We start from the raw sequence: 24,840 nt of genomic DNA on the forward strand, positions 1-24,840 counted from the left end.
GCCGGCCTTGTTAATCCCTTCAAATCGATGTTTCTTCTTCTTTGATTAGGGAAACTTACCTGTAAGCAATAAAATGGAGTGATCATATGACCGAAATAACGAACCATTCAATCTTATCAGGCGATTTTTATGAACAACCCACGCTCGAGCTGGCAAAATCCCTCCTCGGGTGCCTGCTTGTAAAAGAAACACCGACTGGAACCGCTTCTGGATTCATCGTGGAGACCGAAGCCTATATGGGTCCTCTTGACAGGGCTGCACATAGTTTTGGAAATAGAAGGACAAAACGGACGGAAGTGATGTTCGGCAAGTCTGGATTGATTTATACATACGTCATGCACACCCATACTCTGGTCAACGTCGTAAGCGGCGGGGCCGGGAACCCGGAAGCCATTTTAATCCGGGCGGTTGAACCTTATTCAGGCCTTGAGACCATGCAGGAAAGGCGCGGCATTGCCGACATGCGCAAATGGACGAATGGTCCTGGAAAGCTGACAAAAGCACTGGGCATCACCATGGAGGATTATGGCCGATCCTATACGGCTCCCCCTCTTTATCTCGCTGTCGGGAAGCAGCCTGAACACATTTCCTGCGGCCCCCGCATCGGGATCGATAACTCTGGGGAAGCCAAGGATTATCCGTGGCGTTTTTGGGTGACAGGAAGCCCCTATATATCCCGCACCCGCACCATTAATAAAGGATGAGCCCACTCCCCTCCATGATCAAGTGATATTGATACACTTGATCATGGAGGGGATGAAGCTCGTCCCATCTGTAACGCAGTCCATGCCTTAAATGACTTTAGTTTGACTGCTCATATACGGAAGGTCGCTGGCTTCTTCGAGATTAATGATCAACTTCATCACTTCAACCATCCCCTCAGGCTTATCAAGTTCAATTTCCTTATGATAGGACTCGATCGAAGTGGTCCATTTCTCCATTAATTCCTGGTTCAACAACGTTTCCTTCATTTGTTGTTCAAATGGCCTTTTCTGATTAAGCTCGAATACAAGCTTTTGTTCATTTAAATACTTTAAATTAATTTCCTCCTGGCCGGGAAGCATGGAATGGACGAAAATCGGCAGCCTTTTTCGTAATGCTTCGCTTATGGTGACACCGCCCGGCTTCGTAACGATGGCATCAACCTCTTCATAAAGCTTATTCATTTCAACTCTTGATGAGATGTAGGATAAAGGCTTGATATGAGCCAAATTCCAAGATTGGATTTCATCATACAGTTTGTTGTTATTGCCACAAAGTACGAAGTAGTCGAACTCGGTCGACGTCTTTAATTGGGCAGCTATATTCAAGATCCCGCCCAGGCCGCTATTCCCCCCCGATATCAAAATTTTAGGGCGATCCGATGTTTTTGGTTCACTGGCGATTTTAGTGATGTCCTCATGGACGGGGATGCCGGTGACCATCATCTTTTGTTTTGGTATTTCACGCATGCTCATTAACTTTTCTTTTGCTTCTTGGCTAGGGAGAAAATGGGCATCTATCCCTTGTGTCCCCCACACATTATTAATGAAGTAGTCCGTGTATACATTAATGATGGGGATATTGCATTTCCCTTTTATCTTTAACTGGCTCAAAAGATAGGAAGGAAAACCATGTGTACATACGATTAAATCGGGTTTTTCCTCAGCTATCAATTGTTCCATCTTTCTTAAGAATATAGTTTGATACCATTTGAATGCCCATTCCTTCGATGTTGGAACATAGAAAAGGTTTTTATAGGCGAGGTTATAAGTTTCTGGTGCATACCTGATCCATTTTAGGTAACCAGTTGTCACCATTTTTTCTAAAGAATTATTTGTATAGCTTATCAAATCCACTTTTTTAAAAGCGATACCGTTTGAATGCTTCTTCAACATATCCATTAATGCCTCAGCAACTTGATGATGTCCTGACTGCATTCGAAAGAGAGGTAAAAACAAAATCTTTTTCATACGTGTCATCTCCTAAGAAATCATACTTTGAATACCATATTTCATATAGACAAATACTAGCAGGCTCGGAACGGAGATCCTGCTACAATAAATTATCATCTTTGCTGTACACGTTCTTGTTGATCGAGAATTCCAATGATAGTTCAAAGTATAATAAGTCTCCATTGATAAACTTATTTTCCAATAGGAAATCAGTGCTAACGCTTCATGGAAAAGAAGTGACTCTCAATTACTGGACTTTTGTTTCTTTCTTTTAATATATTTGAAAGTGCCATATAATACAAAAATAAATAAGAAAAAGACACCTAAATACGGAACATATTCAGGGTTTATATTGAATGCATTCCCCATATAATATCCAGCCACTATAAAGGGGACAGTCCAGAGGAAAGTGCCCAATAAGGAAAGAAAGAAAAATTTACGGAAAGGGATATTGGATATCCCAGCAAAATAAGGGCTAATTTGCCGCATCCCAGGTATATAAAATCCAAATACGATCGTCTTTTGGATATTTTCCATATAATTTATTTTTGCCTTTTCCCAACGCTCATTGGTAATCCCAACGTACTTGCCATATTTATTTATAAATGGGTACCCCACATATTTCCCACAAACGTAAGCTACGAGCATCCCTATAAAAGCACCCAGAAAAGCAGATAATACCGATAGCCCAAAGGCGAGTTTATCTTGGACGATCAACACTCCAATTAAAAAAAGGAGCGATTCTTCAGGAGCGGGAATTCCAACGATACCGAGGAACAAAAAAAGAAAAATGATCAGGTATCCATATATATTAATGAAGTGTAAAATCGTATCGATATTCATGGTACCCCCAGAATTTATATGTCTCTTAACGTAACAAACTTCGTTCCCTTTTCTTTACTTTCGCGTAAATAAATTTCCAAGTTTTCAATCATATGCAGTGGTGCCTCCTTATCCGCTCCCAATGTTTCACCACAGTCATGCAGTAGTAAAATTTCGCCTTCATTGGAAGTTGTCCGTAATCTCTCAAGCAGGTTATTTCTGCAATTATCCACTTTCCAATCACCAAAGATGGCCGACCACATGATCACCCTATAGTTCTTGCTAAGAATAGGTGTGAAAATATTGAAATGTCCCCATGGAGGCCTATAAAAACCGACCTTTTCCTTCGTACATTCAGTTATTGCCTTTTCGGTCATACCCAATTGCTTCTTTAATTGAAATGGTGAAAGGACCCAACTTGAAACATGGTCAAAATGATGGATTCCAATCACATGCCCATCCTCATGCATTCGTTTAATGATTTCAGGATTCTTCTTCACCTTACTGCCAACCACAAAGAACGAAGCTTTTACTTCATACTTATTTAAAAGATCGAGCAATCTTATTGTATATTCGGGGTTGGGTCCATCATCAAAAGTTAATGCTACCCCGCCATTTTTCTTTATATTTTTGGTTATTCCCAATCCGAATCCACGGATAAGCACCGTAGGGACTAACGTATATAGTAGAAATAGAGCCAATAAAATAGTAAAACCGACCATCCATATAACCATCACGTAAAAAACCGATCCTCTCCATTTTCATATCCTTGCTTGAATTCACCTAATAAACTGCCACCTTTTCAATATAAAGGGATTGTAATGTAAATTCAATTAAACAATGAAACGATTTACATTTTCGTAAGGGCTCTGCCCACAGATCCATACTACTATCCTTTCCCCATCTTATTGTATTATTAACTTACTTCTATATTCGGGGAGATTGACGGCTCGTTTATCGAATATTGATACAAGAGGCTACCATTCCCTTTGATTAAAACATTATACCAGCCTTGTGCCTTAGTTTTAGCCGGCTTTTAGCCCCATTATTTATAACGGAGGTGGCCGGGCTTACATCCAGTCATGGATTAAGAGGCTCTATATGGGAAAATGATTACTATTAGGGATGACTGAAATGGAACATCTTAGCTGTAGGTAACTGGCACGATTGATAAATGCCGATTTTTTTCTGGAAAATTTAGTTCTGGGGACTGTGTTTAGGATATGCAGCTTTATGAGTAGAGGATAGGATTGTTGATCAGGTGAACTTAATTTGAAGTTTTCTATAAAAATCTGCTTCATTTGTCACAAAATTCTACATTTAATGTACCAATATCCCAAAAAGAAATTGAAGCGTTCCATTTTTGAAACAGGACAACAGCTTAACCACTTCAAGTTCAGCAGAAATGCTAACTTTGTATATTCCAGATAGTTAGTTACATGGATTCACTTACCTATTTTTTCCAATACAGCATATGGAATGACACATCTTTGACTCCCCCCTAATCGTTATCCGGTTTCGCTGCCTTGGATGGGGTGAGCACTATATACGTTTCGACGAATCTATTGATGTTTCATGTGCACAGGAAAGAAGTTGCTGGAAATTTGCTGATGAAAAAGAAAATGAAACCTTATAACAAGATTTCATTAATTCTCACAAAATCATATTAATAGGGAGTTAGTTTTCCTGGAATATATTACGTTTTATTTTCTTCTTCCAGTAAGCTCTTCATCACTTTTGCTGGATTACCTGCCACAACTGAGAATGGCGGCATACTTTTAGTGACGACGGCTCCAGCTCCAACTACGCAGCTCTCCCCAATTTCCACTCCAGGTAAAATGATGACCCTCGCTCCAATCCAACAATTATCCCTGATAATTACCGGTTGGATTGGACTGTAATCGTAAAATCTTCCCACGTCCTTGTGGAATTGCTTGTTTCTTGTATAAACTATGCAATCAGGAGCCAATTTAGAATTTTTGCCTATAACTGCATCTGCACCTACTAGGCAGTTAATTCCAACAGTGCATCCATCCTTCAATATAACCCCTTCCTGAAGATTAGCCCCTCTTTCGACGCTAATTCCTTTACCGAATTCCACAACAATCTGTCTCGCTACAAAGTTCCTGAAGTTCCTTCCTAGTATTTTACCGAAAGGATGATCCGATTGAGGCAATAAACCGCCTATATTTCTTAAAACCATTTTATTAAGTTTAATCCAATATTTTTTATAAAAACCATATTCCATGTACCCTTTTTCATTTCTATTCATGTTTTAAACTCCGTTTTCCAAATGAATTTTACCCCATATATCATATAAGCACAGTAAAGGGCATGGGCCATACCGTATTAGCTTCAAGATTCTATTAATATAAGTTAATAGAATCTGATATTTCACTCCTTTTTCTGTAAATGTTTAACGCCTTGCACGCTCATTAACCTTAGCAGTACCACGATTACATAGACTGCTTCAAACCCTAATTTATGGATAATCGCAGCAAGAATAATCACACTAGAAAAAACTATTTATAAGACCAATACTTCCTTTTCCTCATACCTCACGCAATAAACTTTGCATTTCCATAATCACATAATTGAGTTGGCTCATGATACAGGGACCTTCCAGTCTTGATGATTCCTTTCGTTGGGCTATATCACCCATTTTTCCGATAATAGACCATTGTTTGTTTTAATAAAAAGCTTTCTTTAAATCATTTTTTATCATCTGCCTGCTGTGGTGGATGTCTTTCCTGCTTGTGAAAAGCTGATTATTGTTGAGATTTTCTTCGTTCACTCCATTAATTGCCCCAATGATAAATTTCATGCCCTTTTACCTGCAGGAATAGGCAAACTCCAAAAGAATAGTTATATCTGTTTGCCACTTCTTGCATGATAGTTTTATAATACTGTTATTTTCAGAATTCGCGGTTCCAATTTTGAAATGACATGGACCAAAATTGATATGATCCTCTGGTTACTTCTACTTCTTAACTTGCCATTCTTGTTTATGATTTGTCCGTGCAGAGTTCACTGACGCAATTACATCATCTATCCAACAAAAAAGGCCTTCATCAGAAGGCCTTTTTTGTTGGTTTCATAATTCCGCACCCTTTCCGTGAATGGCTGCCTAGCCTCCCGCCGCAATAATCTAGCGGGGTCCCTCAGTTTCTTGAATAATGCAGGAAAAATCATCTTCAGGGGTGGGATGGTATTACTTTAGTTCTCTTGCTTTTCTAGGTACTGCCTCATTTTTTGCATATACTCCGGTCCATCCATGGGGTCTTTCACGATCAGTTCGATCAAGCACAGTTTTTCACCGTTGAGATCCTGAGCATTTGAGATGGCATCATCCAGTTCCCTGTTCGTCTCGACCCTGGCAGTGAAGGCTTCCTGGCCAAATGCTTCAGGCAATTTTGTATAATTCCACGCTGGTATCTCATTGTATTTCTGTTTTTCGATATCAACCTTGACGTTCAAGAATTTTTCGATCGTATAGCCGTCATTGTTGAGGATGAATATGATAGGTTTACAGCCATTTTCCAGCATCGAACTTATTTCCTGTGCAGTAAGCTGTATCGAGCCGTCACCGGTAAACAAAAGTACACGGCGGTTTTTATCCGCAATACAAGCGCCGAAAGCAGCAGGTGTGGCATACCCGATGCTTTGCCATCCTCCTTGCGCTATATAGGTCACACCCTTTGGCAGCCTAACCTGTGACATGCCATAAGAGAATGTTCCCGTTTCCGTGACCACAATGTCATCTTCCTTTAACATTTGCTGAATCCGGGGATAATAAGAAGCCGCATTCAGTGGTGCGGATGAGTCACCAGCCATTGTGTCATATGGGAACGCGATGGCTGTAACCGATTCCTCCTGCCTGAAGCCGATGTCCTTGAGTGCATCCAGGATATCCTCCGCCTTGACGTTCATATAACTGGCTGCACCCACTTTCAAGGAATCAGGTTGGATTTCGACCATTTTCAGCCGATCAAGCTTTGCTGTCTCTTTTGAGGTATTCGTGTCAGACCAAACCGGCCCAACGGCAATGATACAATCCGCTTCTTCAACGGTCTTGGTCACTTCCTGACTGCCGAACGCCCCGCCGTAAACACCGATATACTGAGGATGGCTCTCATCGAAACCGCTTTTCCCCTGCATTAGCGAAGCGACCGGTACATTCAACCGTTCAGCAAGCTCCTGCACAGATTCTCCAAGGTTATACCGCAGTGTTTTCATATCGACAAGCAGTGCAGCTTTCTTTACCGGCTCTAGCATTTTTTGTATCTGCTCGACTGCTGCCTGCAGCGCGACCTGGTTCGTTTTGGCCTCGTTTTCCAATGGCTCACTGTGAGAAAGCAACGGTTTTGTAACAAGATCGATAGCCACTACCATATAAACCGGCTTTTTCTTTGACTTCGCGATCCTGATGGCTGCCGGTATCTCCCTAGCAGCGTTCTCGGGTGTAAGAACCACTGTATAGCCCGTGATATGCTCATATACTTTACGAAAAACGTCAAAATCTCCATCCATTAACGTATGATGGGCAATCGCCTTCTTTTTTTGCATCATGGACTTTGGCGACCCCACGATATGAATGAGCGGCACATCCTCACTGTAGGCACCCGCCACTGCATTACATGCGCTCATTTCCCCAACACCAAAAGTGGTGATCAATGCCGAAATGCCCTTCACCCTGGCATAGGCGTCCGCTGCGTATCCAGCATTGAGTTCATTTCTTCCATTAATGAATTCAATCCCCTCATATTCCTCCAGGGTATCTAGCAGTGAGAAGTTATAGTCTCCGGGCACACCAAAAATTTCCGTAATTCCTTCTCCTTTTAAACAATCGTATAAATACTGTCCCAAGGTTCTGTTTTCCATCAAATCAACACTCCTCCGAATTATTCATCTCTACTATATTTATACCCAAACATTAGTAGGTTAACCGTATAAGTGTCCAGGTAATGAAGACAAGCCTTGCTACTCTATTACTCTCTGGAAACTTGTAAGCAAACCTTACGGGGCAGAGACTATAGTAGGAAATGATTCATTTCCAAATCAAAATAACTGAAAATTCTTGATTTACCTCGCTTTTTTAATTTATATTTGAATTAATGGAAAGAAGGACTAGGAGGAACATGATGAATGATCATAACGTAAAAAGAATTTTGGAAAGCATCATCAGCACTTCCAATAACAATATCACCGTGACAGATGAAAAGGGATTCATTTTATTTACTAATCCAAACCATTGGTGGATCTATGGAATTGAACCTGACCATTATCTTGGAAAATCCGTTTATCAGCTTGAAACGGAGGGGATCCTCTCACCTTCAATTTCCGCAATGGTCTTGAAAGAAAAAACACCTGTCCAAATCATGCAGCATACAAAAACGGGAAAAATCGTCATGTCGACAGCTTACCCCATCTTTGATGATGATGGTGAACTGATTCGAGTCGTCAGTTATACCCAAGATCAAACGGAAATCAGGAAGCTCCAGGATCAATACGGCCAATTGGAGAAAAAGGTCCAAGAATATCAATCCGAGGTAGAAGAGCTTAGGGAACAGGAAGAGCTGATTTACCGAAGCAAAGAGATGCGGCAAATCGCCAAAACGATCCTGCGTGTTTCCAAAACGGATGCCACTGTCATGCTACTTGGCGAATCGGGGGTGGGAAAGAGCGTTTTTGCCCGAAGGCTCCATGATCAAAGTTATCGCAGGAAAGAGCCCTTCATCGAAGTCAATTGCAGTACCATACCAGAAAGCCTCTTTGAATCGGAAATGTTTGGGTATGAAGCAGGGTCCTTCACAGGGGCGCAAAAGCACGGGAAGGAAGGCTTGATTGAACAAGCTGATAACGGAACGCTTTTTTTGGATGAAATCGGCGAGCTGCCTCTGGATATGCAAGTGAAATTATTAAATGTACTGCAAGAGAAGACGTTTAAAAGAGTCGGCGGAAAAAAAGAGCATAAGATTGATTTCCGGCTTGTAACGGCAACCAATCAAAACCTTGAGGAAATGGTCGAAAAGGGTGCTTTCAGGCTCGATTTGTATTACCGCTTAAATGTGATTCCCGTCCAAATACCGCCTTTACGAGAAAGAAAAGAAGATATTGCTATCCTAATCAATCATAATCTCGAGATCATCAACAAGAAATACAACACAAATAAGAAATTGCATCCTTCCACATATGAAATCCTGATTCACCATAAATGGTCCGGGAACGTGCGAGAATTGGAAAACCTTATTGAACGGCTCATTTTGACCTCGGAAGACTCCAACATTTTCCCAGGCTTCCTCGCCGCTCAATTGCATGGACAGGATTCTTTTGGGAATCAAGATGATACCTTGATGCTCGATCAAATGCTGGTGGACGACAGTGACCTTAAGACTGCTCTTGAACAAGTGGAAAAGTGGATGTTGATGAAAGCGAGCAAACAATGTAAATCCACATATGAAATGGCAAAATCCTTAGGCATCAGTCAGCCGTCGGTCGTAAGGAAAATGAAGAAATATAAAGGTCAAGTGACGTGATACCAACAAACCTTGTACATATTAATATGGGACTTTCATAAGAACTTCCCTTTCCTCTCGCCTGTCTGTCACAATATGTTGCCTTTTTTCTTCCACGTTGCTGCCATAAAAATCGGGTAAGCCCGATCTGCCCAGCCTCACAGGGAAAAGAGCTATCCCTTAACTGTCATTAGGATAACTCCGGTAATTACAGGATGTGAACCCCAACTTGGATCTTCCGGCTTATGCTTGATTCAAGTTGAGTTTCTCATCGATTGAATTTCTTTGACAAAGCGCTCGGTAAACCCCGACTGAATGCGCTTTAAAGCCTATCGGCGGTGTTGACATTCCCTTCGGGGATGACTGGTAGATGAAAATCTCCACGGCATTAGCACGAATCCCAACGGGCCCGCCTCTTTTTGCGGCATCTGCCATTCGTTTCATATTATCAGATCCACATAATGGTTACCCTTCTATAGCCTGACAAGATACAACTAACCCTTTTTTGATTGTTGTTAACATGTCCCTCCCCCTCTCCTATCAATTTGTAAGACCATTCCACATTCAAACATTCGATTCCAAGGTGCGAATGTGGTGATTTTTTCAAGTTTGATTCCTTTAAAACTATGTAAAATCATTTCATGGTAACGCCTTATTAATCGATTATCTCTCTCTCTACTTACAACTCCCGCTTCATTGTTCAGATTAAAGTACGTGAGATTATAATTGGGGAGAAAATCGGCTACCATGTCCATTCGAACTTCCGTTTGATAAAAATAGTCATCTAGTAAATGATACATGATATTTTCCTCGATGATGTCCGCCTTGCCATTTAGAGCGACAACACCTTGACAAATGGTTGAACCAAGTGTGTTACAATTCGTATTCCATCCTTTATAGGACAACAATTTATCCAGTATTCGTTCTTCATCCAAAAGTGTGATCAACTCCCGATCTCCCCCGTTCGCATAGGCAGCATCGGCAACCACCACTTTTTTTCCGGATTCTATAAACGTCCTGATAGAATCAACAAAGGTTAACATATTTCGAAAACTTGTGTATGTAATATCTTTTTTATGTTGATCCCATGCCTCTTGCATAATACGGCCTGGCGTATTATAAGCAAGTATTAAATCCGCATCTTCAGCGCTCGTTACTAATTGACAGCCTGCCGCTAGTACATGTGATTTTAAACTTTCAGCGTAAGGGCGATCCTCATACATGGGAATCAATTGGGGCCCAAGCGAACTACTCCAAATCGGATAAATCTTTGGCCTTTTCCCCATCCATTCATTATATACACGCGCCAATAAAGTCGCTCCCACCTCGTCCGCTCCAGGATACATATGCACTTGCTTATACAAGCGTAATTGTTCTATCTTCTCAGCAACCTTTTGTTGGTCCATTGCCGTGTATCCATATTCTGCGCTATCATCTTGAGGAATTGATAAGAATGTAATTACACCTTCCTTGACAAGCTCTAACATACTCGTGTTTATCATGGAATTGAATGCTCGTCTCGATTCATAGTCTTGTATGTATGACTTGGGCAACAAGGATACAATCTCTTGTAGCTGTCTCTGTTCTTCTTCAGACAACTTCTCGCGAATTTTTTTATCTGATAAGTAGGCACGCATGAAAATTTCACGGCCCCACTTTTCATAATAGTCGGGTTCTTCATCACTTGAGCTGTATTTTGGCGTACGCATAATTAAATTGGAGGCATAAATGGGCACGTGTGGATATGCTTTATGTAGGGTTCGCATTCGTTCCATCCACATAGTCACAGTATCTATTGATAAATCATGCAAACGGGAAGGCAGTAAACCTCCATACACCAACATATCGATGCTTAAAATCATAGCATCTGCGTTACTCGCAGCTTTAGTCAACCAATTCCATAACTGGCTCGTATTAGCTGCAACTTTTTTGGCCCCGAGTAATTCTTCACTTGGGAGGATTACTTCCATATTTGATGAAGAACGGGCAATGTTTTTTATGTAATCAACATTACATGGTCGCTCATCGATGGGTACGTAGACAATTTTCATGCGATTACTCCTTTTTAAACTTCTTTCTTGAAGCGATGAATTGAAGTTTCCTTTCTACGTGTATAGCTGGTAGCTCATGTCCAAATTCTGGATATACTTGGATGTGCTTCTCACCGCCTAAATGATGATATAAGGCAAATCCGCTGGAAGGCGGGCACACCCTATCTTCCAATCCTACTCCGATTAATGAAGGGCACGAAACAAAACTCGCTAGATTCATACAATCGACATAGCTCAAAGCGTCAAAAACTGCTGAACGGTTTTTCTGTAAGGGATCATGCAGTTTAAAATAATGATTAACTTCCCGATAAGGACCTTCTGTTGATAGTTGAATGGATCGTTTAAAATGAGTAAGAAAAGGAACATCAGCTAGTAAGTACGAGATGCCTTCTTGCAAGGCAGCTGTCGCAACTGCTAGAGCGCCCCCCTGACTTCCTCCCTCTACAAAAACATCCGTCTTTCCTGATAATTCCCTTATAACATCAACGCTTCTATAACAATCCATATACACATAACTGAAGTAATAGTTATCCGGATCTGTAATTCCAAGTGTCATCCAACCAGAGGAACCTCCATTCTTGTATGGATTGTGATCGGGTGAACGAACATTTTGCCCTCTGACATCGACTAACATCACGGGAATACCTTGAATTAAATATTTGAATGCGTAGTGCGGCTGAAGAGTGTTCCAATTATATCCGTGAAAGATTACAGCTGCAGGCGATTTTGGATGAACATCTTTCTCAGGTTTTAAATAGGACGCATGTATACGTGAATTTCTGAACCCATTGAAGGTCACATCATACAGTTCTACGCCTGGAACATAATAGGAAACTGGTTCTATAACAATATTTAAACCTTGCAGGGCACTTTCATTCTTCCGATTATTCCAAAACTCTTCAAAATCTTTTTTCTTTGTTTGTTCAGGTCGATACATCTGCAGTTGCTCAAGTGATAAATCAATGAGATTCAACGTGATTCCTCCATAAGCAGGTGACCAGTATTTCAGTAGGTGTTGTGGAATGGTACGGCATTCGGCTTCATCACTTCTTTTACATAATATTTTTTTGGCTGATCACTTCACCATTATTTTGCATTTCCTTTAACAGGACATCCAGTAAGTAAAATGCACACACTTCACTAGCTGAATGACTATATCCTTGTATATCATCAGTGGCAGGAACGAGCAGGTGAATATCAGAAACAAGCGCGACAGGAGAGTCTTGTTGACTCGTAATTCCAATGGTCGTTGAGCCCATATTCTTAGCGCTTTCCATCATGTTCACTATATGGGCATCATAGCCTGATGTACTTAGACCGATTACAACCGTTTCTCGATCTAGTACGTGCGTAGATATCTCCATTTGGTAGAGATCTGAGAATGCGTCTGCTTCCATACCAAGTTTCATTAGCTTATATTTTAATTGCTTGGCAACAAGGGTCATTTCGCCTGCACCGTATAGAAAAACTTTTTTTGCTGACACTAATCGATCTTTAAATTGCTTAATATCTTCTAACTCATTGAGCGTATCGAATTTGTTGAACATTCTCGTATAAGCTTGTTTCACTGAACTCAAGCTCGTGTTTTCTGTTTGTTCGTATAATCGAGTGCTCACAATGGCTTCTTTCGCCATTAATCGCAGTTTATTGTAAGACCCGATTTCTAGCTTCTTGCAAAATCTTGTAATCGTCGCCTCTGACAAATTTAATTGACGTGACATCTCGGATATCGTTTTGTTTGGCATGCTTTCTAAATTTAAAATGATGAATTTGGCGATATTTTGCTCGTGTTTCGTTAATTTATGTGTATTGGATTCGATAATCGTCGTGATGCTTTTTAACGGTTTTAAAGACTCTTGGAGCAAAAAGTGACGAAGCGCTCCGATCATGCCTGCATCATTAAGATTCCGGGCGATTTCAATTTGCACTTTATCTAACACGGCAGGCATGATATCTTTTTCCAACTGTGCCATGATAAGGGGATATAAATACTCTTTTTGTGCTGTAATCCCCCCGCCAATTATGATCATTTCTGGATTCATCATATAAGCGATGGTTGTGATTCCTTTGGCCAAATAGTAAACGAGACGATTGATTTCCTGGATGCAAATCTCATCATCCAACTGTGCAAGAGCAAAAATTTCTTTCCCATCAATCTCACTTTCAGGTATTCCCTTACGCTTGGCAACATTTCTCACTAATATTCTTGTTGAAGCTAAATCTTGAAATTGACTTCCTTCTATTGGGATGTAACCGATCTCGCCAGCACTAAAGCTGTGTCCAGCCTGCAATTTATTGTCAATGATATAACTGCCGCCGATACCGGTCCCTATCGTTAGACAAAACAAACTTTTCGCATCCCTGCCAGTACCAATCCACGACTCCGCTAACCCTGCGCAGTTCACGTCATTTTCAACTTCAACTGGTAATTGAAAAAATGTTTCTAGTTCTTTTTTCAATGGGGTACCTGTATAATCCGGAATGAAGGAAGAGGCATATAAAATCTCCCCTTTATTCGAATCCACTTGGCCGGCCGTGCTAATGCAAATACCGCTAATCGTATGCTGATCAATGAGGGTCTCCCCTAATCGTTTTACCTTATCAAGAATCGCCGGGCCACCCAAATATGCTTCAGTTAGGCATTCATATTTCTCTACAAATGTCCCTTCTTCAGTTAGCACACCGTATTTGAGTATGGTTCCCCCGATATCAAATGCTAAAAATCTCCTCAAAATTCTCACCTTCATTTCTAAGAAAAGAGCAATCGTTGGTCGTTAATTCCCTTTCCTTTTCACGCGAATCGTTTTTATTTGTTTAGGATTAAATGCTATCGTTATTTGTGCTGATGTTTCATATTTTTCAGCTAATATTCCTGTAAAATCCACTTCATAAATGGAGCTTGGTTCAAACCCAAGATTTAATCGTGTCAATTGCCGTTCATTAGTTGGATTAAACATGCGAATATCAAATGTATTCTCTTCTTTTTGTATGAAAGAAGAGAATGCAATGGTAGAGGAAGATTGATTGAACAACTTCCCTCCCTCTTTCAATACATATGATTGTTGGGTCAAGATTTGCTGACGCATTACTTTTGTAGTATTCAATGACTGATGACTTGTCCCTAAAACCAAGCCATATTCAAATTCATACGTCCCTAAACACTGAGCACCTGGCGTTTCGAATCCAGGTGCTGCACCATTTCCACGGGTACGCAAATCTCGTCTTGATAACCAACCAACACTTCTTACCATCGTTAGGAATATGAAATCATTTCCTTGAAAATGATCCACTTCATACTCTTGCAAACCCCTATGCACAAGTTGATGCTCCATTGCCAATACAGTTGAAAGGGTTGGATATTGGTTCATGACCGCTTCTTTATTTTTAGGCATATCCCATACCTTTTCCCTAATCGTTTGCCGTTTTACTAAATCAAAAGCTGTATCCCCATAGCTTTCATCTGCTTTTGATGTTGCAAAGCCAATTCGAAGCTTTTGGTCTTTTGCCTGATTATGAATTACTGTTTTGAATGATATAAATCGTCGACCTTGATGAAGTGTGATTGTCGTCGTCATTTTATTCACAACATATTCTTCGCTTGGACCTGTTCGATTTTCATTCAAGGAAGCTGGTAACTTCATTTCATAATGAAGCGTCATGGATTGATATGATTTCCCTTTTACAATATCGCTAACACCCTTTACAATCGCCAGGCTGCATGGATCATTGACAGGCGGCGAATAGTTATACGCATCCCCCGCATCTAATGAAGAAACAAATTGATGCTGATTTTCATAGGCTTTATTTCTTTCTTTATCGGTTATGATTAATCCAGTTTCGCTGCATTGGATATGATAAAACTCATTTTCAATTGCGTTTTCATCCACAATTTCAATTAACTCGGCTTCCATGCAAACCCGCTCGATCCGAATTCTTTTGGTCTCCACTCCATCAAAGGGTAAGACGAAAGAAACATCATATATTACGTATTCAGCATAATGCGGTTCAGCTAAAATATGGCGTAAAAACACTTCCCGTTTTTCTTTTTTTATAAGATCAAACGCTATTTCTTCTGAATCGTACATGAGGGTGATTCCACCTAGATCGAGAGACGCTGGAATAAGTATCTCGGTTTTCACAGGATAGATGTCTGCAACTGGTGTGTTATTCATTACATAAAGAAAGTCGTTTTCTATATTTTCCTGCAAGAATTCAAAAGGATATTCATTATTCAATGTGTCTTTAGAAAATTGACGAATCGCACTTAATACTTTTTGTGTCCTCGTTTCCATCTCAGTATGAACTTCATCTACACTACAACCACAAATGCTATCATGAGGCTGGTTTTGCAAAATGAGTTTCCATATATGTTCGATGAAGTGGGCTGAATTCGTGTTTCCGTTTGTCCATACATTCAATGCTTCCATAGTACCGATGGCTTGATCTTCACACATTTGATTTTGGTTTTTCAGATAAGAACGTGTAGAATACACGCCTGGCAAAATAAATATTTTTGAAGGGTCCCGTTGCTCACCAACGATTGTTTCTACCGGTTCATTTCCTGCGAATGATTGCACATAATGGGACATTAATGATTGCTTAAATTCAATTTCCTTATAGCAGGCATTTAATTCATTGATCCGTTCATTTATATCTGGACATGTATAGGTATGATCCGCTCCGTTCATGACTAATGCACGTCCATACGTCAAATATGGGGAATTGCTTTCTAAATATGTTTTGGTCTTTTCAACATAGTCATCATGCTTCAAGAAGGTCTGATAATATCCTTCAAAAAGAGGCAGCACAAATGTAAAGACCTTACTTCCATCTGCACCTTCCCACGTATTTTCGAATGCACTTGAAATGGCCCCTCGCCATACGATGGCCGTATCAATATTGTATCCCTTGAAAATTTGGGGCATTTGGCTGTTATGGCCAAATGTGTCTGGCAAATAACCAATATTATAAGCAGAATTATAGGCTTTTGATTTATTAATGCCAATTTCCAGGTTTTTCAAGATCGATTCACCGGAAACGAGAAACTCATCAGCTAACAAGTACCAAGGTCCGACTTCAATCTTCCCTTCTTTAATGAATGAAACAAGACGCTTATATTCCTCCTGGCTTACAATTTCTTGATAGTCCTCTAAAACGATGGTTTGTCCATCCAGAAAAAAATTATCAAGATTTCCAGAATCCAATAACCCTTGGACATAACGCAGCCCATTTCGCAATTTATAACGGAATTCTTCAAACGTTTCGTACCATTCACGATCCCAATGTGTATGATTTAACACATGTACCTCTTTAATGTTTTTCATATTTCACTCCCCCATCTCAACAAGCTGTTGCTTAAGGAATGCGCCATCGATTTTATTGAGATCTACATTATGTGTAATGGAGTATGCGCACGCTAGCCCCGCTGCTTGTGCCATATCCCGAATGGTCGGTTGGATACGCAGCGACGCCTGCATGAGAAATGTGCTTGAAACATGGCGGCCGACAATGATCAAGTTATTCACTTCATGGGTAATCAATGATCTGTATGGTATTTCGTAATACTCACCACGAGACAACCGAGCCTTTTCCACCTTTTCTTCACTGACGCTATGCACGTCAATATACCAATCGCCCCTTGCGATACCGTCATTAAATCGGGCGCGGTTCACATAGTCCGTTTCCGATAAAACGTATTGGCCGATAATTCGGTACGATTCGCGAATGCCAAGCTGTGTTGCTTCCTTCAATAAGTAAGCATGCTTAAATCCAGGGATATAATTCGTTAAGAAGTTTGATAATCTGCGAATCATCATACGCCCTTTCGTAACTGCTTCCGAACGAAGAACAGGATCTGTCGTTTGATAAATATCAGGGATATGAGGGCAATTAAAAGACATGACTGTAGGTTTTCCAGGTTGAGTGAATGCTTGAAAATAACGCAAATCTTCTTCCTGTAAATCTCCATTCCGTAAGCCTTTTTGAAAAAATGGTTCTAACACATGACCTTTTCCTGGAACCATTACGATCTCGAAGAACTTCGGGTTCTCAATTTTGCAAAACGTTTCGTTTCGAGATAAGATGAATTCCCGTAAAGCGGCTATATCAATGCCACCCATTTCGAACCGGAACGATATTTGCTGGTTTTGTCCGTCTTGGTTACCCGATTCAACTGGGACTGCAGCTGTTCTCGATAGAACCGCATCTGCTGTTGCATCGACAAATGTCTTTCCCTTGATCGCCACTAATCCGTTGCATGTGTTTACGATGATATGGGTAATTTGTTTGCCTTCTTTTAGACAATCTACATAATTGGCATCATATAATAGATGCCCACCACGCTCAATAATCAACTGCTCCAATACATAGCTTAACGTTTCAACGTTAAACCAACTACAGGCAGTGGTCCCATCAAACGTATCGATTTTCTCTTTATGTAACCGCTCGATGATTAATTGATTCACACGCTGTCCTTTTACAAAAGTCGGCATCATCGGAGAAACTAACGCATTCGTTTGAGTACCTCCTAAAGAAATCGTTTTCTCTATGACAAGTGTCTGTATGCCTTCGTCTAAAGCGGCGATCGCTGTTGCCGCCCCGCCTGTTCCTCCTCCAACCACAACGCAATCAATATCCCAAATAATCGGCAATTCCCGACCAAAAAATGAGATTGTTCCCACCTTCACTCACCTCTTCCATTTAGAATTCGTGTCGTTTTTTTTAGACAGTTCAGCATCAATTTACCTATTAAATCATTACAATTATCCCTTTACCGCACCGTCCGTTGCCCCGGAAATAAAGTATTTTTGCAGCCAGATAAAAATTAATAAAGTAGGAATTGTCGTTAATATCGAAGCCGCACTTATTAACTTTAGATTTGAGCCATCGAAATTTTGTGAAAGCTGAGCTAAACCAATCGACAGGGTATACATGCTGCTTTCCGTGGAATTAAGCAACGGCCATAAATAATCCCCCCACGTACCCATGAAGGTGAAGATGGCCAGTGTAACCAAAGTAGGTTTCACTAGTGGTAAGGCAACTAAATACCACACTTTAAATTTATTCGCACCGTCCAGATAGGCTGACTCTTCAAGCTCTTTTGGGATTCTTAAAAAGGCTTGGCGCATCAAGAATATACCAAAGGCCGTTGATACTTGCATGACGACCAAGCCAATATGTGTATTTTGTAAGCCAAGGCTACCGGCAAGTTGGAATAAAGGCGCCATATACAGTTGAAAAGGCACCATCATCGTGGAAATGATTATTGCCAACACAACACTTCTCCCCCTAAAGTCCATACGTGCTAGCGGGTAGGCAGCCAAACTGCAAAATAACAAATTTAGTGGAATCGCTATTACCGTTACCACCAGGGTGTTTAAAAAGTACCTACCGAAATTGGCTTTATCAAAAGCGGTTACGAAGTTTTCTAGAGTAGGGGAAGCTGGAAGTATACTGCTGTAAATCCCTTCATTTGCTGCTTTTAATGACATGAACAAGGTAATCAAAAAAGGACCTACAGTGAGAATCGTGATAAAGATCATTAGAGTATAGAGCCACATTCTTTGATTGAATCGCTTCGATTTCATCATGTTCTCTCCTATCTATTTACGCTCTTAAATCATCTTCGCGGCTACTAGTTAATTTCATTTGAAGTAAGGATGCCCCAATAGCGAGAACTAATAAGACTATTCCTGCTGCCGAAGCGATGCTGACATCTAAATTCATGAATTTTTTGTATATATACATAACAAGAGTGGTCGTCGCACCAGAAGGCCCGCCACCTGTGGTTAAGGCAATTTCTTCAAACACCTTCATACCGGCGATGATTGTCATGACAGATACCAATGTAACAGACGGTGCAAGCATGGGAATGGTAATGTTCCTAAATTGTTGGAAAACGGAAGCACCATCGATACTGGCAGATTCATACACATCCTTTGGGATGGATTGCAGACCTGCTAAATAGATGATCATATAATATCCAAGCCCTTTCCAAACCGTGATCATCGATACTGCGAATAACGCTGTGGAAGATTGAATGAGTAGGTTTGTTGGAGAATCAAAGAGACCTAGCTTAACTAAAATCCCTGAAATGATTCCACTTTGTGAGTACAGCATTTTCCACATCAATGCCGCTACAACCATTGGTGTTACAACGGGCAAATAGTAGAGAATGCGGAACGTGGAAACGCCCCTGATCTTTTGGTTCACCAACACCGCCAAAATCATCGGTAAAAAGACATTCAGTGGCAGCACGATGATTAAGAAAATGAACGTGTTCAATAACGCCATCCAAAAATTAGCATCCGTAAAAATCTCTTTAAAGTTACTTAATCCAACGAATTCACCCGTACCCGCAATGATTTTATAGTCCAATAAACTCCATTGAAAGGCTTCTAAGATGGGTATGATGAGGAATGTTCCCAAAATTAAAAGTGATGGTATTAAAAAGAACCACGGTGCCACATGTCGCATACTTAGTCTACTTTTCTTTTGCGTGCCGACTTTCACTTTAGCATTCGGAAGTACAACAGGTCCCCTGCTCATGTTTCTCTCTCCTTTTAAAAAAGAAGATAGCTTTTTTTACAAAGCTATCCGCTTTTCCCTTCATTAAAATGTCACTTTTTCATCTGACTTTTCAAATGCTTTATTCCATTCTGATGATAGTTGTTTGACAGCTTCTTCAGGTGTTAGCTTGCCTTGTAAGTTTTTAACAAAAATATTCTTAGTCGATTCACGTAATTCAGCGCTGCTTTCCGTTGGTGGAATTAGTACCTTTGCACGCTCTAAAGACTCCGATGCCTGCAGCATACCAAGTGCCTTCGGTGATTCCCCAGGATTTTTGAAGTAATCATCCTCTAAAGAATCTTTCGTAGCAGGTAATACTGTTCCTGCCGTTTTCGAAAATTCCAATTGGTTCTCTGCATTGGTAACAAATTCAGCCAGTGCAACAGCCGCTTCTTTGTTTTTTGTTTTTGCCGGTACTGCGAAGTTCATGACCGCAACGTTCACTGGTGCACTTTCAGACTCTAACGGTTGACCGGCTTTGGATGCTTTATATACGTCTGGCGCACCAGATTCTATTGGTCCTAAAAACGTTACGCCACCTTCCAGGAATGATGTATTACCCGCCATGAACAGCTCTTGGCCCGTTTTTAACGATCCTTCCGCTGTTTCTTGAGGAATTAATCCTTCCTTATACATCTTTTGTGTATAGGTGAAATAGTCGATAATGTCTTTGTTAGTTTCAAACACTGCTTTTCCATCTTTCACCATCGGTTTTCCGTTTGAAAGGGAAACCATTTTTTCCATAATCGTATTTCCGTCATTGATTACTGGATAATAAGAAGGTTTTCCTGTTTTGTCCGTTATAGCCTTTGCCGTATCATAGATGCCTTTTATCGTTGTCGGCAATTCTTTAATTCCTGCTTGGTCGAAATGATCTCCGTTATACCAAGAAATTGTTGTCGTTAAATACCATGGCAATGCGTACAACTTATCTTCATATATACCTGATTTGTATGGGCCTTCTACGAACGAATTTTTCGTTTTATCACTTACCATATCCGTTAAGTCCAATAAACCGCCTTGAGCTGCAATATTAGACATATAGTGTGGATTTAAGTTGACCACATCCGGAACATCTTTACCCGTAAGCGATGTTAGTACTTTTTGTTCCATTTCATTTTGGGGAATGTCCTCTATCGTGACATCCAAATCAGGATGAAGCTTTTCAAATTTTTTCTCAAGCTCATCAAAATATGTATCAAATGGCTCCCCTGCCAATGATGCCGTCCATAATGTTACCTCACCGCTCAACTCTCCAGATTTCGATGTGCTCGTCTTCTCGGCCCCTTCCTTATTACACCCTGCCAATAAACTCATTGAAAGTGCAGCCGCCAAAGTACCAGTAACGACCTTATTAATCTGTTTTCCCATTTCCAGTCCCCCTTTTAATCTACTTGAAAACGTTTTCTTATCAATAATAATAAAAGAGAATTAATTCCATTTCAACGGTTTTCGAAAATTAATTTTTAAAATTTATAAATATTGAAAATAATTTTCATTTTGATCTTTCTTATTGAATCCCTCGTTTAATTCGGTCCAAGCCTTTTGTATCGAAGACCATCTCAAAACTATACTTACACTTCGCAGAGTCCGCATCAAACTGGCCTGTTATTTAAAGGCTGTTATTCACCAAGTAATGCAATGTGGATGATTGCCCCTCCCTTGAACGTTTTTTCATTAATGAAAATTAATTTCATAAAAATGAATAAAAGAAAAATTATTTAAAAATCCAGTTGTTAAATATGTAAACTTTGTTTATAGTTTCCTTGAAAGCGTTTTCTTATAATTCCGCCTATGATACCCACTTTGCCTTTCATCCGTTTGTCCACCTAGAACTAACTACAGCAGGGTAACCAATAAAACGAAAAGGAGCACATATTATGAGTAGAAAATTGAGAGTGATCAATAGCTCTATTTTTGCTTCAAGCCTAGTTTTATCATCTTTCGGATCGGGGAGCAGCGTTACAGCCCAACATCCAAGCACTTCTGTCGATATATTGACCATCAAGGATCATTCTGGGGATCACATGATCATTGGCGGGACGAACCAACTTGCCAACGAAAACAAATTGATCGTTTTTAATGACACCTTCAGCTATTACACGGAAACAAAGAAAGGCAGTAAAGAAGTCATCCTTGAAAAGAAGGGATTAAATACATATCGGGTGAAAGCTAAGACCGATGGTGATAGCCCGATTCCCCGGAATGGCCTTGTTCTTTCAACCGGTGCTAAGACAACTGCCGAGATAGATTCCTTCCTATCACAATTAGAAAGCGGAGAAACAGTTACCTTATTGGAACCTGTCGTGAAGAAGGAAGAAAAAGTCGCTAATGCAATCGACCCTACAGCGGCATCCAATCCAGCCGGAGCACCATTCGATGGATTTAGAGGCCCTGATCAATTGATTGTATATCACCCATCTTTTGGAGAAACAACTAAAACCAATGCATATGGTTACGAGATTACCGTTGAAAATGGGTTCGTTACGAAATTAGGAGGCGGAGGTTCCCGGATTCCGGCAAACGGATATGTTGTGAGCGGACATGGGATAGCAGCGAAATGGCTTACATCCCATTCGATTATAGGCTCTAAAGTCACTGTAGATGAAAATGGCTCTGTAAAAATCATTCAAGATGTTGATAGTTATGCATATCAAAGTAAGCAAGCCATTAAACAAGCTAAAGCATCTATGGAAAAATCCAAAACTATTTATTTGGATGTTGCTATGAATAAAGCGAAGAAGTCGATCTCCAATTCTGAAAAACTATTAATTGAAGCAGAGACTATAAAAGAAAGAGACCCCGTTAAAGCACTTGACCTCACACGGCAAGCGACCCAGTCTGCTTATGACGCCTACTATTATTCTTTGCCATCGAATGTAGCGGAACAACGCGCCATTTGGTATCGTCCGGAGGAAACGACACTTGAGGGAGTCAAACAAGTACTTGACCGTATGGAAGAGGCGGGTTTCAATTCAGTCTATCTTGAAACTACATTCCATGGCTATACGATTTATCCGAGTAAAGTGATGGAGCAGTATGGTATGCCAGGACAGCACCCAAGGTTTCAGAATGGCGAATACGGTCGTTATGGTAACGATTTGTTAGCTGCCTATGTGAAAGAAGGAAGAAAGCGAGGACTTACGGTTCAAGCATGGACAGATGGATTTATGGTCGGTGAAAGCAGTTTAGGAACTCCGCCAGCATTTAAAAACCACCCTGAATGGGCAGCGATCCAACGACAAAACAATACAGGAGAACCACTCCCTGATACATCAAACAAATACTATTGGTTGGATATCGCACAACCAGAAGTACAGAAATTCATGCTAGCCATATACAAGGAAATGCAGCTAAACTACGATATAAAAGGTTTGAATATAGATTATATGCGCTATCCGCATCATGATTTCGAGAAAAGCTACGGCTTTAGCACAAAAGTTCGTGCTTTGTATAAGGAACGGACTGGTAGTGATCCATTCACCCTCAACCCAGCGACAAACCCAGAACAATGGGAAGATTGGACAACTTGGTTGCGTACAAAAGAAAATGAATTCGTTGAGAAGTTGCATGATCAATCTAAAGATATTAACCAGAAATTCATGATGACAGCAACACCTGAACCAGGGCCAGAAGCGGTATTGATCAGCGATTGGAAAGATGATATAGATGGTGTCATCCCACAGGCGTATGGGCATGACTTCAATAGTATTCAAAAAACCGTTCAAGACAGCAAAAAGCTAATGCCTGCTGGGACGATGTACTATACGGGAATATATTCTTTCTACCATCACCTTGATGAAATGATGAATGTGGATGATGTCCTATCTGCAAAACATGGTACGTCTGGAGTGAATATGTTCGCTTTCGGACAAGCCAGTGCCCCTTCAGTTGATGCATTAGGGAAAGGACCGTGGCGTGAAAAGGCTCTAAACCCTGGCGAAGAACCGATTTTGGCTGCTCAAACCGTATTAACAGAAATCGAAAGACAAATAAGTGACGTATATTTGGAGCAAGGAGCTCTCGATAAAAAAGAAGGTAAGGCTTTAAAACAATCTCTCAATCGATTAAATAAAGCCATTGATAAAAATCCAGAACACATGGATAAAGAGTTCAATTCAGTCATGGAACTAATCGATAAGTTAATGGACAAAAATAAGCTTAAACCAGTTGTAGGAGATAGGATAAAAAAACAACTCGGAGAAGCAAAAGAATGGATGGACTACTCATTGAACCATCAAAATCCTTCAAATTGAAGCGTATAAGCATCTTTTTTCCCTTTCATTGGAAATCCACTTATAATGAGTAAGAGGAACATATTAACATGGGTATCCATGACAAATTAACACGTGGAGGTAATGTAGATGAAAGTTGTCGCAATAGTGGGAAGCATTCGTAAAGAGTCTTATAACCTAAAGCTTGCCAAATATATTCAAACAAGATATCAAGATCGGTTCGATCTCGAAATCTTAAACATTCGTGATTTGCCTTTTTATGATCAAGATATTGAAAACGATCCTCCTGCCGTCGTGAAAGAGTTCAAAGGCAAAGTGGCCGATGCAGACGCAGTTCTTTGGGTAACACCTGAATACAATGGGACGATTCCCGGCGTATTGGGCAATGCCATCGATTGGTTATCACGTGTGGATAAAGTCTTGATTGGCAAACCATCATGGATCATGGGTGCGTCAATGGGGCAGCTAGGAACGGTTAAAGCCCAACTGCATTTACGTGATATCTTATTCGCACTAGGTATCTCCTCACCACTCCTACCAGGAAATGAAGTGTATGTAGGAGCCGTGCATGATAAGATCGACAGTGACGGAAGCCTTACACACGAATCGACTGTCCAATTCATCGATACCGTCGTAGATAACTTCATAGACTGGTATAATCATCATACTCGTTGAGGAATTACTTAGAAAAAATACCAAAACGACCTGTGCCCCA

The 24,840-nt window shown here is 40.5% G+C and carries 18 protein-coding genes; 4 read left to right on the top strand and 14 right to left on the bottom strand.

The genetic code is table 11. The features are described from left to right. Nucleotides 1-86: 86 nt before the first annotated feature. Nucleotides 87-704: a DNA-3-methyladenine glycosylase gene (locus AS888_RS16630; protein WP_061143269.1), complete on the top strand. Its 618-nt coding sequence runs from the start codon at nucleotides 87-89 to the stop codon at nucleotides 702-704. Nucleotides 705-791: 87 nt separating this feature from the next. On the opposite strand, the gene AS888_RS16635 is transcribed toward AS888_RS16630, so the two are convergent. From AS888_RS16635 to AS888_RS16655, 5 genes are all read right to left on the bottom strand, one after another. Then, entirely contained in the window at nucleotides 792-1,952 is a 1,161-nt protein-coding gene (locus AS888_RS16635) for an MGDG synthase family glycosyltransferase (RefSeq protein WP_061143270.1), read from the bottom strand. 225 nt (nucleotides 1,953-2,177) lie between these two features. Continuing rightward, nucleotides 2,178-2,777 (bottom strand): DedA family protein, encoded by a 600-nt coding sequence (locus AS888_RS16640; protein ID WP_061143271.1) that lies wholly within the window; start codon nucleotides 2,775-2,777, stop codon nucleotides 2,178-2,180. Nucleotides 2,778-2,791: 14 nt separating this feature from the next. After that, nucleotides 2,792-3,490 (bottom strand): polysaccharide deacetylase family protein, encoded by a 699-nt coding sequence (locus tag AS888_RS16645; RefSeq protein WP_081092493.1) that lies wholly within the window; start codon nucleotides 3,488-3,490, stop codon nucleotides 2,792-2,794. Between the two features lie 962 nt (nucleotides 3,491-4,452). Continuing rightward, entirely contained in the window at nucleotides 4,453-5,028 is a 576-nt protein-coding gene (locus tag AS888_RS16650; RefSeq protein WP_061143273.1) for an acyltransferase, read from the bottom strand. A 944-nt stretch (nucleotides 5,029-5,972) separates the two neighbouring features. Further along, nucleotides 5,973-7,637 carry an alpha-keto acid decarboxylase family protein gene (locus AS888_RS16655; protein ID WP_061143274.1) on the bottom strand — a complete coding sequence of 555 codons (1,665 nt, stop codon included), beginning with the start codon at nucleotides 7,635-7,637 and terminating at the stop codon, nucleotides 5,973-5,975. A 260-nt stretch (nucleotides 7,638-7,897) separates the two neighbouring features. On the opposite strand from AS888_RS16655, the gene AS888_RS16660 reads away from it, so the two are divergent. After that, entirely contained in the window at nucleotides 7,898-9,292 is a 1,395-nt protein-coding gene (locus tag AS888_RS16660) for a sigma-54 interaction domain-containing protein (protein WP_397252000.1), read from the top strand. A gap of 222 nt (nucleotides 9,293-9,514) precedes the next feature. Here the strand turns inward: AS888_RS16660 and AS888_RS26170 are convergent, their stop codons facing one another. The 9 genes from AS888_RS26170 to AS888_RS16705 all read right to left on the bottom strand — a co-directional run bounded on the left by AS888_RS26170 (nucleotide 9,515) and on the right by AS888_RS16705 (nucleotide 21,261). Further along, entirely contained in the window at nucleotides 9,515-9,715 is a 201-nt protein-coding gene (locus tag AS888_RS26170; protein ID WP_061143276.1) for a hypothetical protein, read from the bottom strand. Nucleotides 9,716-9,786: 71 nt separating this feature from the next. Next, complete coding sequence (locus tag AS888_RS16670; RefSeq protein ID WP_061143277.1) at nucleotides 9,787-11,322, bottom strand: DUF4127 family protein; 1,536 nt, start codon at nucleotides 11,320-11,322, stop codon at nucleotides 9,787-9,789. A gap of 4 nt (nucleotides 11,323-11,326) precedes the next feature. Then, nucleotides 11,327-12,295: an acetylxylan esterase gene (locus tag AS888_RS16675; protein ID WP_061143278.1), complete on the bottom strand. Its 969-nt coding sequence runs from the start codon at nucleotides 12,293-12,295 to the stop codon at nucleotides 11,327-11,329. 79 nt (nucleotides 12,296-12,374) lie between these two features. Next, nucleotides 12,375-14,069, bottom strand: coding sequence for an ROK family protein (locus AS888_RS25195; protein WP_155645527.1), 1,695 nt, complete (start codon nucleotides 14,067-14,069; stop codon nucleotides 12,375-12,377). Nucleotides 14,070-14,096: 27 nt separating this feature from the next. Further along, nucleotides 14,097-16,646, bottom strand: a complete 2,550-nt coding sequence (locus AS888_RS16685; protein ID WP_061143279.1) for a glycoside hydrolase family 38 N-terminal domain-containing protein — start codon at nucleotides 16,644-16,646, stop codon at nucleotides 14,097-14,099. A 3-nt stretch (nucleotides 16,647-16,649) separates the two neighbouring features. Then, complete coding sequence (locus AS888_RS16690; RefSeq protein ID WP_061143280.1) at nucleotides 16,650-18,002, bottom strand: FAD-dependent oxidoreductase; 1,353 nt, start codon at nucleotides 18,000-18,002, stop codon at nucleotides 16,650-16,652. Nucleotides 18,003-18,083: 81 nt separating this feature from the next. Continuing rightward, a complete protein-coding gene (locus AS888_RS16695) occupies nucleotides 18,084-18,908 on the bottom strand; it encodes a carbohydrate ABC transporter permease (protein WP_061143281.1) in 825 nt (274 codons plus the stop codon). Between the two features lie 19 nt (nucleotides 18,909-18,927). Then, on the bottom strand, nucleotides 18,928-19,869 hold the full coding sequence (locus tag AS888_RS16700) for a carbohydrate ABC transporter permease (protein ID WP_061143282.1): 942 nt from the start codon (nucleotides 19,867-19,869) through the stop codon (nucleotides 18,928-18,930). A gap of 63 nt (nucleotides 19,870-19,932) precedes the next feature. Further along, a complete protein-coding gene (locus AS888_RS16705; RefSeq protein ID WP_061143283.1) occupies nucleotides 19,933-21,261 on the bottom strand; it encodes an ABC transporter substrate-binding protein in 1,329 nt (442 codons plus the stop codon). Between the two features lie 509 nt (nucleotides 21,262-21,770). Between AS888_RS16705 and AS888_RS16710 the strand changes: the two genes are divergently transcribed. Both AS888_RS16710 and AS888_RS16715 read left to right on the top strand, forming a co-directional pair. Continuing rightward, nucleotides 21,771-24,146 carry a glycoside hydrolase family 10-like protein gene (locus tag AS888_RS16710; RefSeq protein WP_061143284.1) on the top strand — a complete coding sequence of 792 codons (2,376 nt, stop codon included), beginning with the start codon at nucleotides 21,771-21,773 and terminating at the stop codon, nucleotides 24,144-24,146. Between the two features lie 108 nt (nucleotides 24,147-24,254). Next, nucleotides 24,255-24,800 carry an NADPH-dependent FMN reductase gene (locus AS888_RS16715; RefSeq protein ID WP_061143285.1) on the top strand — a complete coding sequence of 182 codons (546 nt, stop codon included), beginning with the start codon at nucleotides 24,255-24,257 and terminating at the stop codon, nucleotides 24,798-24,800. Nucleotides 24,801-24,840 lie beyond the last annotated feature (40 nt).

Source organism: Peribacillus simplex (genome assembly GCF_001542915.1).
GTDB lineage: Bacteria > Bacillota > Bacilli > Bacillales > DSM-1321 > Peribacillus > Peribacillus simplex_B.

What these genes read in the sequence shown, in the direction of transcription:
- AS888_RS16630 (WP_061143269.1), top strand. Translation starts at nt 87, where the DNA reads ATGACCGAAATAACGAACCATTCAATCTTATCAGGCGATTTTTATGAA.
- AS888_RS16635 (WP_061143270.1), bottom strand. Translation starts at nt 1,952, where the DNA reads ATGAAAAAGATTTTGTTTTTACCTCTCTTTCGAATGCAGTCAGGACAT.
- AS888_RS16640 (WP_061143271.1), bottom strand. Translation starts at nt 2,777, where the DNA reads ATGAATATCGATACGATTTTACACTTCATTAATATATATGGATACCTG.
- AS888_RS16645 (WP_081092493.1), bottom strand. Translation starts at nt 3,490, where the DNA reads ATGGTTATATGGATGGTCGGTTTTACTATTTTATTGGCTCTATTTCTA.
- AS888_RS16650 (WP_061143273.1), bottom strand. Translation starts at nt 5,028, where the DNA reads ATGAATAGAAATGAAAAAGGGTACATGGAATATGGTTTTTATAAAAAA.
- AS888_RS16655 (WP_061143274.1), bottom strand. Translation starts at nt 7,637, where the DNA reads ATGGAAAACAGAACCTTGGGACAGTATTTATACGATTGTTTAAAAGGA.
- AS888_RS16660 (WP_397252000.1), top strand. Translation starts at nt 7,898, where the DNA reads ATGAATGATCATAACGTAAAAAGAATTTTGGAAAGCATCATCAGCACT.
- AS888_RS26170 (WP_061143276.1), bottom strand. Translation starts at nt 9,715, where the DNA reads ATGAAACGAATGGCAGATGCCGCAAAAAGAGGCGGGCCCGTTGGGATT.
- AS888_RS16670 (WP_061143277.1), bottom strand. Translation starts at nt 11,322, where the DNA reads ATGAAAATTGTCTACGTACCCATCGATGAGCGACCATGTAATGTTGAT.
- AS888_RS25195 (WP_155645527.1), bottom strand. Translation starts at nt 14,069, where the DNA reads ATGAAGGTGAGAATTTTGAGGAGATTTTTAGCATTTGATATCGGGGGA.
- AS888_RS16685 (WP_061143279.1), bottom strand. Translation starts at nt 16,646, where the DNA reads ATGAAAAACATTAAAGAGGTACATGTGTTAAATCATACACATTGGGAT.
- AS888_RS16695 (WP_061143281.1), bottom strand. Translation starts at nt 18,908, where the DNA reads ATGAAATCGAAGCGATTCAATCAAAGAATGTGGCTCTATACTCTAATG.
- AS888_RS16700 (WP_061143282.1), bottom strand. Translation starts at nt 19,869, where the DNA reads ATGAGCAGGGGACCTGTTGTACTTCCGAATGCTAAAGTGAAAGTCGGC.
- AS888_RS16705 (WP_061143283.1), bottom strand. Translation starts at nt 21,261, where the DNA reads ATGGGAAAACAGATTAATAAGGTCGTTACTGGTACTTTGGCGGCTGCA.
- AS888_RS16710 (WP_061143284.1), top strand. Translation starts at nt 21,771, where the DNA reads ATGAGTAGAAAATTGAGAGTGATCAATAGCTCTATTTTTGCTTCAAGC.
- AS888_RS16715 (WP_061143285.1), top strand. Translation starts at nt 24,255, where the DNA reads ATGAAAGTTGTCGCAATAGTGGGAAGCATTCGTAAAGAGTCTTATAAC.